The sequence below is a fragment of the Paenibacillus woosongensis genome, assembly GCF_030122845.1.
GTDB lineage: Bacteria > Bacillota > Bacilli > Paenibacillales > Paenibacillaceae > Fontibacillus > Fontibacillus woosongensis_A.
The window spans coordinates 4,880,989-4,892,802 of the sequence record NZ_CP126084.1 but is presented as its reverse complement, the minus strand read 5'-3'; the positions used below and the strand labels follow the sequence as shown (position 1 = coordinate 4,892,802).

Annotated in this window: 10 protein-coding genes; 9 read left to right on the top strand and 1 reads right to left on the bottom strand. The window is 54.4% G+C overall.

The window, feature by feature from the left end; all coding sequences use genetic code 11:
* Positions 1–31: 31 nt before the first annotated feature.
* The 4 genes from QNH46_RS22545 (at position 32) to ychF (ending at position 4,402) form a co-directional block, all read left to right on the top strand.
* Positions 32–598, top strand: coding sequence for an ECF-type riboflavin transporter substrate-binding protein (locus tag QNH46_RS22545; RefSeq protein ID WP_283926108.1), 567 nt, complete (start codon positions 32–34; stop codon positions 596–598).
* A gap of 14 nt (positions 599–612) precedes the next feature.
* Complete coding sequence (locus QNH46_RS22540) at positions 613–2,358, top strand: ABC transporter ATP-binding protein (protein ID WP_283926107.1); 1,746 nt, start codon at positions 613–615, stop codon at positions 2,356–2,358.
* Positions 2,351–3,178 carry an energy-coupling factor transporter transmembrane component T family protein gene (locus tag QNH46_RS22535; protein ID WP_283926106.1) on the top strand — a complete coding sequence of 276 codons (828 nt, stop codon included), beginning with the start codon at positions 2,351–2,353 and terminating at the stop codon, positions 3,176–3,178. Before QNH46_RS22540 ends, QNH46_RS22535 begins: the two co-directional genes overlap by 8 nt.
* Positions 3,179–3,301: 123 nt before the next feature.
* Positions 3,302–4,402 carry a redox-regulated ATPase YchF gene (gene ychF / locus QNH46_RS22530; protein WP_155612178.1) on the top strand — a complete coding sequence of 367 codons (1,101 nt, stop codon included), beginning with the start codon at positions 3,302–3,304 and terminating at the stop codon, positions 4,400–4,402.
* Between the two features lie 419 nt (positions 4,403–4,821).
* Here the strand turns inward: ychF and QNH46_RS22525 are convergent, their stop codons facing one another.
* On the bottom strand, positions 4,822–5,760 hold the full coding sequence (locus QNH46_RS22525; RefSeq protein WP_283926105.1) for a sugar-binding transcriptional regulator: 939 nt from the start codon (positions 5,758–5,760) through the stop codon (positions 4,822–4,824).
* A gap of 253 nt (positions 5,761–6,013) precedes the next feature.
* On the opposite strand from QNH46_RS22525, the gene QNH46_RS22520 reads away from it, so the two are divergent.
* The 5 genes from QNH46_RS22520 to QNH46_RS22500 all read left to right on the top strand — a co-directional run bounded on the left by QNH46_RS22520 (position 6,014) and on the right by QNH46_RS22500 (position 11,814).
* Positions 6,014–6,748 (top strand): MBL fold metallo-hydrolase, encoded by a 735-nt coding sequence (locus QNH46_RS22520; protein WP_283926104.1) that lies wholly within the window; start codon positions 6,014–6,016, stop codon positions 6,746–6,748.
* 80 nt (positions 6,749–6,828) lie between these two features.
* The gene (locus tag QNH46_RS22515; RefSeq protein WP_283928527.1) at positions 6,829–7,851 is read left to right on the top strand and encodes a Cof-type HAD-IIB family hydrolase; all 1,023 of its coding nucleotides are present in this window, start codon (positions 6,829–6,831) and stop codon (positions 7,849–7,851) included.
* A gap of 20 nt (positions 7,852–7,871) precedes the next feature.
* Positions 7,872–8,972 carry an ABC transporter substrate-binding protein gene (locus tag QNH46_RS22510; RefSeq protein ID WP_283926103.1) on the top strand — a complete coding sequence of 367 codons (1,101 nt, stop codon included), beginning with the start codon at positions 7,872–7,874 and terminating at the stop codon, positions 8,970–8,972.
* 20 nt (positions 8,973–8,992) lie between these two features.
* Complete coding sequence (locus QNH46_RS22505) at positions 8,993–10,693, top strand: ABC transporter permease (protein WP_283926102.1); 1,701 nt, start codon at positions 8,993–8,995, stop codon at positions 10,691–10,693.
* Complete coding sequence (locus QNH46_RS22500) at positions 10,690–11,814, top strand: ABC transporter ATP-binding protein (RefSeq protein WP_283926101.1); 1,125 nt, start codon at positions 10,690–10,692, stop codon at positions 11,812–11,814. Before QNH46_RS22505 ends, QNH46_RS22500 begins: the two co-directional genes overlap by 4 nt.

Here is an 11,814-nt window from a genome sequence, read left to right as displayed (position 1 = left end):
GGCCAGTTCAATGTTAAGGGGGAATTTTAGGATGAAACCATCCATTTGGAAGTGGAGCACCCGGACGGTCGTTACGATTGGAATCGGTGCTGCTCTCTACGGGGCAACGAGCTGGATCGGCATTCCGATCGGCACAGATACGCAGCTGCGGCCTTCGATCGCTCTCCTGGCGATTTTCGGTGCGCTGTTCGGTCCGGTCGTCGGCTTCATTGCCGGCTTTCTCGGACATGTTATCAACGATTTTATTACCAATGGAACCGTCTGGTGGGGCTGGGCTCTCGGCTCGGGGATTGCCGCGGCCTTCATGGGGCTGATCTATCTGGCCAAAGGCTTCAATCCGCAGGACGGGGAGATCAGGAAGACGCACATCGTGCAGTTTATTGTGTATGGCGTTATCGGTATTTTTGCGGCTCTGGCCTTCTCGTACTTGTTCGATATTTTTGTCATGGGCGAGCCTGGCGGTAAGGTTATCGTCCAAGCAGTTGCGGCCGGACTTGCCAATACAGCCGTCTTCTTCATTCTCGGCGTTCCGGCCGTATGGGCTTATGCGAAGCGCAACCGGAATGACGCGAACCTCACCATAGACGCAGACAGTTAGGAGTTTATGTAGTTATGCAGCCTGTGATTTCTTTTCGTAATTTTAGCTTTCGTTATAAAAAGCAGTCCAAGCCGACGTTAAATGATATCAATCTCGACATTTATCCTGGCGAGAAAATATGGATTGCCGGGCCAAGCGGCTCGGGCAAATCGACATTAGCCCATTGCATCAATGGGCTAATTCCCTTTTCCTACCGGGGCGAGATTTCGGGAGAGCTCCTGCTGAACGGGCAGCCTGCCGTTTCGTTAGGGATATTCGAGCGCAGCCGTGCGGTCGGAACGATTCTGCAAAATCCGGATGCCCAGTTCGTGGGGCAGACGGTTGGGGAAGATGTTGCTTTTCAAATGGAGAATGAGAACGTACCTCAGTCCGAGATGAAAGCCAAGGTGGTCTCCTCGCTTGATCTGGTCGGCATGCTGGCCTTCGAGGCGCAGGGGCCGCATGACCTGTCGGGCGGACAGAAGCAAAGCGTGTCGCTGGCTGGCGTGCTGACGACGCAGGCGGACATTCTGCTATTCGATGAACCGCTCGCCAATCTTGATCCGGTGAGCGGCATGCGGGCGATGGCATTGATCGATGATATCCACCGGCACAGCGGCAAGACGGTGGTGATCATTGAGCATCGGGTCGAGGATGTGCTGGAGCAGCCGGTGGATCGGATCGTCGTCATGGATGGCGGGCAAATCGTTGCCGCAGCTGTCCCGGAACGGATATTGGCGGACGGCGTACTTCCCCGTCATGGCCTTCGCCAGCCGCTTTATTTGGAGGCTTTGGCCCATGCTGGCATGCCCGCGGAGCGATGGAGCCATTTGGTTCAGCTTGAAGGGACAGCGGCCGCCAAGGGTAATCCAGCCAAGCTTGAGGCGCTTCGTGACGGCCTGGAGCAGTGGATCAGCTCTGCCCCTGTTAGGATGCGTTCTAATCAGGACAGAATCGATTCCGAGCCTCTGCTTGAAGTACGGCATGTATCCTTTGCCTATTCGCAGGGCCGGGAGGTTATCCGGGACGTATCCTTCCATGTAGGGGAAGGAGAAACGGTAGCTTTGCTGGGCAATAACGGGGCGGGCAAATCGACGCTGTCCGGGCTGATCACGGGGCTCATGAAACCGCGCTCGGGAGCGGTATTATGGCGAGGCGAGGACATCGAAGGCTGGTCCATACGCCGCAGGGGCGAGCAGATCGGCTACGTCCTGCAAAATCCGCATCAAATGATTACCCAGCATATGATCCGGGATGAGGTGGGTCTGGGCCTGGCCGCCCGCGGCGTCGCTGCAGAGGAGCGGGAACGGCGGATCGATGAGGCGCTGCGCGTGTGCGGGCTATATCCATACCGCAACTGGCCTGTGTCGGCGCTGAGTTTTGGGCAGAAAAAACGGCTCTGCATCGCGTCCGTACTCGTACTCGATCCCGCGCTGATTATTCTGGACGAGCCAACGGCAGGTCAGGATTACCGGCACTACACCGAATTTATGGGCTTTATAGAACGATTGGCGGCCAGGGGGACGGCGTTTTTGTTCATTACGCATGACATGCATCTGGCTTTGGAATATGCCGACCGTGCGGTCGTCCTGGCAGGTGGCGAGGTCATTGCTGCGGGCAAGGTCGCGGAGGTGCTGTCTGACGCTGAGGTGACGGACAGGGCGCGGCTGCGGGAGGACAGCTTGTCCCGGTTCGCCAGATTATGCGGATTATCCTCGCCGTCCCGTCTTGTCGAGGCTTATCTTGCCATGAACAAGGGGGTGCAGCTCTCTGATGAGTAGAACAGGCAGCTTGTATATTGAAGGGGATTCGTTGTTTCACCGGATGGATGGAGCGGTGAAGCTGATTCTGCTGCTGAGCTGGACGGTCGTTACGTTTCTGTTTCTGGATCTGCGCATATTTGCCGTCATGCTGACGGCAGGCATAGCCATGCTGCTGACGACGGGTATTCCGCTGAAGCGAATGTCGTTCCTTTTCTGGATATTGACGGTGTTTACGGTGCTGAACAGTGCCTTTATTCTGCTGCTTACGCCCCGTTTCGGAACAACGCTGACGGGCAGTCATACGCCGCGAATCCCTATCGGCTATAACACGATTAACCAGGAAACGCTGTTCTATGTGCTGACTTTATCGCTGAAATATATGACTTTACTGCCGATTACGCTGCTCTTCATATTTACGACGCATCCGAGCCGGTTTGCCGCAAGTCTCAACAAGCTGGGCGTACCGTACAAAATGGCGTATGCGGTGAGCATTGCTTTTCGCTATATTCCTGATTTGACGCAGGAGTTCCGGACGATCCTGAATGCGATGCAAATGCGCGGGCTGGGCATTTCGCGGGAGGACGGGAATTTGCGGAGACGGCTGAAAAACCTCTCGCTGGTCGTCGTTCCGCTGCTGCAATCGTCGCTCCAGCATATTGAATCTGTCTCGGATGCGATGGATCTGCGAGGGTTCGGCACGGGGCGCAGCCGTACCTGGTATATGGGCACGGTCATGTCGTTCACAGATAAACTGGCGGTTGTGCTGTGCGCGCTGCTGCTCGGGCTGGCGATATTTTTGAAGCTGCAGGTGTTCCCCGGTTTCTGGTATCCGTTCTAAGGCAACGTTGTGCAAAGCAGGATATTCCATACGGTTGTCCTTGAAATATGGCCGGGGTATATGTACTATGATTGAAGAAGACAAGTAGCTGAGCAATTACTATAATGAGGAGTTGTCATTCATATGGCTTTAAAAGCAGGGATCGTAGGTTTGCCGAACGTCGGAAAATCTACGCTGTTTAATGCAATAACGCAAGCAGGCGCAGAATCCGCGAACTATCCGTTCTGTACGATTGATCCTAACGTCGGAGTGGTCGAAGTACCGGACGAGCGTCTAGATAAATTAACCGAGCTGGTCGTGCCGAACCGTACGGTGCCGACTGCTTTTGAATTCGTCGATATCGCAGGTCTGGTGCGCGGCGCGAGCAAAGGCGAGGGACTCGGCAACAAGTTCTTGGCCCACATCCGCGAGGTTGATGCGATCGTGCATGTTGTGCGCTGCTTTGAGGACGAGAATATTACCCACGTGGACGGAAAAATCAATCCGATCAGCGACATTCAGACGATTAACCTCGAGCTCATTCTGGCCGACCTGGATAGCGTGGAGAAGCGGATCGAACGTTCCCGCAAGAACATGAAAGGCGGCAACAAGCAGTACGCACAGGAAGTCGAAGTGCTGGAGCGCGTGAAAGAAGCGCTGTACAACGACATGCCTGCCCGCAGCGTGGAGCTGTCCGATGACGAGAAGCTGATCGTCCGCGACCTGCATCTGCTGACGCTGAAGCCGGTGCTGTATGCGGCAAACGTGAGCGAGGATGGAGTAACGGATGCGGACAACAACCCGTTCGTGCAGCAGGTGAAGGAATTCGCCGCAGCGGAGAACGCTGAAGTTGTGCCGATCAGCGCCAAGGTCGAAGCGGAAATCGCCGAGCTGGAGGGCGAGGACAAAGCGATGTTCCTGGAGGAGCTGGGCCTGGAGGCGTCCGGACTGGATCGCCTGATTCAAGCCGCTTACCGCCTGCTCGGATTGTACACTTACTTTACGGCAGGGGTTCAGGAGGTGCGTGCCTGGACGATCCGCAAAGGAACGAAAGCGCCGGGTGCGGCTGGAGTTATTCACACGGACTTCGAGCGCGGGTTCATTCGCGCCGAGGTTGTCTCCTATGATGATCTGGTGGCTGCCGGCTCGATGAGCGCGGTCAAAGAGCGCGGACAGCTGCGCCTGGAAGGCAAGGAGTACGTCGTACAGGACGGAGACATTATGCACTTCCGTTTCAATGTGTAGATGCGGGTAACTGAATAATATAAAGAGAAAGCTTGCCGGGATCGGCAAGCTTTTTTTGCGCTGTTTGGCACGGTGTGGCTGTGTGTTGATTCGTGTAAAGTGCCGTCATATCAGAGCCTTAGTCATGTAAACCGGATTCTAACGGACTCTAGATTCGCTATTTTGCCAAAAGCTCGAAAAAACTAAAGCTAACGGACCCAGCAGCCCTTATTGTACAAGTTTCTAGGGAAAACACGATGTTTTGCACCCAATAGCGGAACCAGAGTCCGTTAGCCAATAGAATTCGCCCGAAATCGAGTAATAGCGGATCTCATGTCCGTTAGCGACAGATCCAACCAAATGGCCATATCAAATGCCTCAAATGCTCAAATGCTCAAATGCCTCATATGTCTCAACCAAAATGTGTGAAGTAGATGCGCTTAATCTCCTATGATTTTGTAGGCAGTGGCCTCATCGGTGACAAGCATCTTGATATAGCCGCCCGTTAAAGCGGCTTTGATGCTTTCGATCTTGTGCAGTCCGAAGGCTAGGCCTACCACGTTATCGACCCGCTTCAATTGCTCCAGTCCGATGCCGATGACCCTGTTGTTGATCGGATGATCGACAATTTCCCCGCTTCGGTTAATGAATCTTGAGTTGATGTCGGCTACGGTATCCAGGCCTTTCAACTCGCTTAGCACCGCTTCATTTAAATAGCCGTACCGTTCCATGGTGGACATGGAGTAGGGGTTGCCGATCCCCACGATTGCCAAGTCGATTTGTGCTCCCTCTTGAAGGACGGACGCTATATTCGGCAGCCTGACGATCTGTTCGTGCAGTTCTTCTGTCTCGACAATCGATGGTGCGTACAGCGATTCGCATTTTCCGCCAAGCCTCTTGGACAACTCGTAGGCGATTTGGTTCGAATGTACCTCGGTCCGTTCGTTGCCTGTTCCCCCGATTAGCGGAATGATTTTGACGTCGTCCTTCTTATCGAGCGGGAACTCTCTGACCATATGGTATAACGAATTTCCCCATGACACCCCGATCCGGTCCCCGTTCTTGATCAGCTTCTGCACGAATTGGGCAGCGGCTTTGCCTACCGCACTGGTAACGAGCTCCTTGTTCAAATCCCTCGTAGGTACAACGAGCACTTGCTGCAGCTGGTAAGCCATTTCCAGCTCCTTTTCCAGCTCGGTCGTTTGCTGAGGGTCATCATGCACGATGATTTCCACGACGCCGATCTCCCGTGCCTTCTGAATCATCTTGGAGATGATCGGGCGTGATATGCCGAATTTCTCGGCGATTTTCTCCTGGGTCCAGGATTCATAATAGTAGAGTTTACAAATTTTCGTCATCAATTTGATGTTGTCGTTCACGTGCAAAGCCACCTTTATCTTTGAAAAATCTTTCTCAAATACAGGACACCACATAGTATACACGATTATTTAGCGCAAAAAGGCGGGGCGGAATCGGCTGCGTCAAATTTAACATTCGGATGATGTAGTTTTAACGTAACAAAAACAATGCCGATTTACAATTGTATTGTGTTGGAACAAATGTAAAAGTTGAAACAAAAATAACACGCATAGGTGATTTCTGCATAAGAAGAGCTTGAGGTGAGTGGATGCAATGGATATCAAAATTTTAGGCTACTGGGGAGGTTATCCTTCGGCTGGCGGGGCAACGGCAGGGTATTTGATCGACACGGGAGAAGGCCAGATTCTGCTGGACTGCGGAAGCGGGGTAATGAGCCGCCTGGCGCAGCATACGAGCGTAGACAGGCTGGACGGGGTTATTTTATCCCACCTTCATTACGATCATATGGCGGATATCGGCATTCTGCAGTATGCGGCGGTAAACGCGATCCGCAACGGCAGAATGAAGCAGAAGCTGCTTCTGTTCGCACCGGACGAGCCTGCCAATATTTTAAATACGCTGCATGGAGACCATACAGAGATTCGGCGGATCGATCCGAACCGTGTAATCCGGCTTGCCGGGGCGGATATCGAGTTTGTATCCGTGTCTCATACCGTTCCATGCTATGCGGTAAAGGTGACTTATCGGGACAAGGTGCTGGTTTACTCCGGCGACACGTCCTACTGCGATGCCCTGGTGGAGCTCGCGAGGGGAGCGGATATTTTTCTCTGCGAGGCAACGATTTGTGAAGGAAGCGTACATACGACCGGGGCAGGCCATATGAACGCAAGCCAGGCGGGAATGATCGCCGACCAGGCGAACGTCAAGCGGCTCGTGCTGGTCCATTTGCCGGGGGACGGCGACTTGGAGTACATGCGCCAATCGGCCAGCGAGATCTTCAGCGGACCTGTTGAGCTTCCGGACACCTCGGTCCTATATAGCATTTAGGGGCAATACAACAACAACGGTACAATAGCCCGGCACACAAGCCAAATCATCAAACAAGGGAGGAGGAACAAACATTGCAGATGACATCGAGCAGGCAAGACCCGGGAATAGCCCGGGTGCAGGGAGTGTATCAGCTGCTGGCGCTGGATATGGACGGCACGCTGCTTAATTCTGACAAGATTATAACGCCAGACGTCCATGAGGCGATCAGAGTATATATGCGAAGAGGAGGACGAGTTACCATCGCCTCCGGCCGCTTTCCGGCTTCGGTCTGGCTGCATGCCAGGGCGGCGGAAATGAACGCGCCTTTAATCGCGCTGAATGGGGCCGTGATCTTGGATGAAGCGACCGGTGAACTGAAATCAGGGGCTCCGCTGCCGCCAGAGCATGTCCGGGAGCTGCTCCGGTTTGCGGACGAGCATGGCGCTTACATTCAGCTGTACGGCTATAACAAGCTCTATGTTCGCGAGCTTAACGAGACGAATGCCCGCTGGCCGCTGGCGAACGTCGTTGTTTCCCCGGGCAAGGAGCTGAATGAACAAAATTACGCAGAGCAGCTGGGCATGATCGAAGTGGTGGCGGTCGGTGATTTGCAGCGATTCGTGTCCGGTTCTTTCTTACCGGCCCCGCCGATTTATAAAGCGACGATTATCGGCCCGTCACCGGAACTGATCCGGGAATGGATGGGGCAGTTGGGGGGTGGGTCTGAGGTTAACTCGAAACCGCTGGCGTCACCTTATACAGCAAAACCATCGCAGGAATTGCCGCAGCCAGAGGAGGCGCAGCGAGCGGCTCTGTTGGCGAAACCGCAGGCCAAGCCGGCATTTACGTTAACCCGGACCGGCCGGCATCGCTTCGATGTGAATGCTTACGGAGTAAGCAAGCGCTCGGCACTAGAGTCGCTTTGCCGCGAGCTTCATATCGCCCCCTTAGAGGTAGCAGCAGTTGGCGATTACGACAATGATGCCGACATGCTGGCCTGGGCCGGACTCGGCGTAGCCATGGGGAATGCGGAGCCGCATATCAAGCGGCTGGCCAAGGCAGTCACAAGCAGCAACGAGGAAGACGGAGTAGCGAGAGTCATTCACAATTTTCTACTTTAGGATAAGGGGAGAAACCTACGATGTACATAAACCAAGAGAGAGTGTTTACATTTAAAAAGACTTCGGTCATCGCCGTCATGGCGGCAGCGATGATGATATTCAGCGCCTGTGGTTCGCTGGCCAAGCCGGCTGCTAACGGGAACGCAGGCACCCCTGCAGCAGGATCAGAGCAGTCCCAGTCTGGAGGAGCAGCGCCTGCTGCGATCGCGGGACAGCTCACATTCTATACATCCCAGCCGGAAGAGGATGCCGCGCAGCTGGTTCAAGCGTTCAACAATAAATATCCGGACGTCAAAGTGGAGACCTTCCGTTCGGGAACGGAGGAGGTTACTGCCAAAATTCAGGCGGAGAAGCAGGCGGGCAGCGTGCAGGCCGACGTATTGCTGCTAGCGGATGCCGTTACCTTTGAAGGATTGAAGCAGGAAGATTTGCTGTTGTCCTACAAGTCGCCAGAGGCGGAGCATATCGCTGATGAGCTCGTAGACCCAGACGGTATGTATACCGGAACGAAAGTCATCGCCACAATTCTAGCAGCCAATACCGATAAGGTGTCTACTCTGCCGACATCCTGGCAGGCGCTTGCCTCCGCGGACAGCAAGGATGCCGCGATTATGCCGAGCCCGCTCTATTCCGGTGCCGCTGCCTATAACATCGGTGTATTTTCACGGACGGAAGGCTTTGGCTGGGATTACCTCCAGGTGCTGAAAGACAACAACATCTCGGTGATTAAAGGGAATGGAGCCGTATTAAAAGCGGTTGCCAGCGGGGAGAAATCTTACGGCATGGTCGTTGACTATATGGTCGTCCGCGAGAAAGCGAAGGGCTCCCCGATCGATTTGAGCTATCCGTCCGAAGGGGTACCGATCATTACGGAGCCGATTGCAATTATGAAGGGTACGGATAATCAGGAAGCCGCGCAAGCCTTTGTTGACTTCGTCCTGTCTGAGGAAGGTCAGAAGCTGTCTGTAGAGATTGGATATACACCGATTCGCAAAGGTGTCGCACCGCCGGAGGGCTTGAAGGGAATCGCGGATATTAAGATTCTTTCCGGTGATCTGAACACGCTGACCCAGGAGCGCGAAGCCGATAAGAAGAAATTTACGGAACTATTCGGTAACTAATAAAAGGTGGCATGCAGCTTATGACGGAAATCAATACTCCCGGCGCTGCCTCATCGAGCCGAAACATGGCCGCTGCTGCGGGAATCATCGCGACATTCTTCTTCTTCGTTTTGCCGATCGTTAAGCTTGTGCTGCTTAGCATACAGGGAGAGCAGGGCTTCTCCCTTAATTATTATGCGGAGCTGCTGCAGCAGGAACGTTTCTGGAGAACGATGAGGTATACCTTTGTGATCGTTACCGGTTCAACCTTGCTGTCCGTCATCCTGGGGATGACTGCGGCATGGCTGATGGCCTACACCGATTTATCGCATAAAAAATGGCTGCATCTCCTGATGCTTCTTTGCTTCGTGCTGCCCTCCTATGTTCTGACTTTATCTTGGTCGTCTTTTATGAGCCCGCAGGGGTGGATGGCTGTTCTGCTGCAGTGGTTCAGTCCGGGGGCCCAGCCTTGGAGCATGTATAGCGTGGGCGGCATTATATTTGTCATGGGCATTCATCATTTTCCGCTTGTGTATTTATTTACGGTCAACGTGCTGAGAAAAATCCCCCGGGATTTGGAATGGGCTGCGAGCACGGGCGGTGCCGGGAGATGGAAGACCTTTGTCCGGATCACCATGCCTCTGGCTTTGCCTGGCGTCACGGCAGGCGGGCTGCTCGTCTTCCTCGCCTCCCTGGATAACTTCGGAATTCCCGCTTTTCTAGGGACGCCGGTCAACATCAGCGTATTAAGCACGCTGATTTATGAGGAGATTATAGGCTTTGGGCCGTCCGCTTTTGGGCGGGGGGCTTCCTTGTCCGTCATCCTCGGCTTGATCGCAGTACTAGGCACGCTGCTGCAGTGGCTGTCCGTCCGCAAAAGCAAGCAGGCGGATTCCCTGCGGCCCGACGAGGAGCCGCGCTATTCGCTCGGCAAGCACCGCTATTGGGTCAATCCGGTGTTGTGGGGCGGTCTTATGTTCATCACGATCATTCCGTTGTTTTCGATGATTAGCCTTTCGCTTAAAAAATCCTATGGAGGCAAAGGCGTCGGCAATTTGACCCTGGATAATTACCGCTACATTCTGCTGGACAATCCGTCCACCTGGAAGTCGATTCTGAACAGCCTGATGCTCTCCATGACAACCCTGATCGTCTGCCTGATCATCGGTACCTTGTTTGCCTATTTCCGGGTGCGCAGACCTTCGAAAATCAATCGTCTGGCGGAGCTGGCGATCTCTGTCCCTTATACGCTGCCGGGCATTGTCTTTGCCTTGTCCATGATTCTTGTATGGATGGAGCCAATCCCGGGCTGGAATCCGGGCATCTACGGGACAACAACGATTTTATTTATCGCCTATGTCTGCCGGTTCCTCATTCTGCAAATTCGGGCAGGGGTGACCGCGTTTGCGCAGGTCGACGCCTCCATGGAAGAAGCTGCGCGCATTTCAGGGGCCGGAGCCTGGCGGCGCTGGCGAAAAATCCTGCTGCCGCTGCTGCTGCCAGGGCTGCTTAGCGGAGCGCTGCTCGTCTTTCTGACGGCATTGACCGAATTAACGGTTTCGGCGCTGCTCTACTCTTCGGGTTCCCAGACGATCGGAGTAGCGATTTTCGGATTTGAACAGGCCGGAAACACCCTTTATTCCACGGCCTTATCGAGCCTCATCGTGTTCCTGATTTTTGCGGGCGCGGGATTGCTGGGACTTCTTCAGAAATTTACTTTCCGAAAAGGGGTGCAATCATGACGATTCAATTGAAACAGGTGAGTAAGACATTCGGGAGTTTTCAGGCTTTGCAATCCATCAACTTAAACATTGCGGACGGTGAATTCGTAGCGATTCTAGGTCCCTCGGGTTGTGGCAAAACGACTCTGCTGCGCATGCTCGCGGGCTTTGAACAACCGACCTCCGGGGAGATTACCATAGGCGGCAGCGTCGTAGCTTCCTCCCGATCCAGTCTTCCCCCGGAAAAAAGACGAATCGGCATGGTGTTCCAGAACTTTGCCCTCTGGCCGCATATGAATATTTATGAGCATGTCCGGTTTCCGATTCGGACGCATAAGGAGACGCCGCGGGCGATTCGCGAGCGGGAGGAGGAGCGGATTAACGAGGTACTCCAGCTTGTGGGTCTCGCGCATCTCGCCAAGCGGATGCCGCATGAGCTGTCCGGCGGTCAGAAGCAGCGGGTCGCCATTGCCCGGGCGATCGCACCTCAGCCGGCGCTGCTGCTGATGGACGAACCGCTGAGCAGTCTGGACGCGATGCTGCGGATGGACATGCGCCGGGAAATCCAGTCCGTGCATCGCGAGACGGGCTCTGCGATCGTTTATGTGACGCATGACCAGGGAGAGGCCTTGTCCATGGCTGACCGGATCGTCGTCATGAAGGACGGCCGAATCGAGCAGGTCGGCACGCCGCAGGAAATTTATTTGCGTCCGCAAACCGAATTTGTGGCCCGTTTCGTGTCCAAGGCAAATTTAATACAGGGAAGCTGGAGCGGCAACCGCTTTATGCCGCTCGGTGCCGACCCTTCGACGTTTTGGCCTGGAGACGCCGTTGCGGACTGCTTCAAATCACAGGGACTGTACCCGGTGCGGCCTGATCAATTCCGGCTTGAGCCGGCTCACACCGGTGGGCTGTACGGAGAAATCGTAAATGTCCAGTTTCAAGGGAAAGAGTTCAATTATGACGTCCGCGCAGCAGGCCAGCAATGGGAAGTGATCTCTCCCGCCGCCTTCAAGCTCCATGACCAGGTTACACTGCATATTCCCGGCGTAGCATCGAAGGCTTCCTTGGATGCTTCCTCTAGCACAGGCTCAAGTTCAACGCCGGACGCAGCTCCGCTCCAGGTTACATCAGGGTGGTGA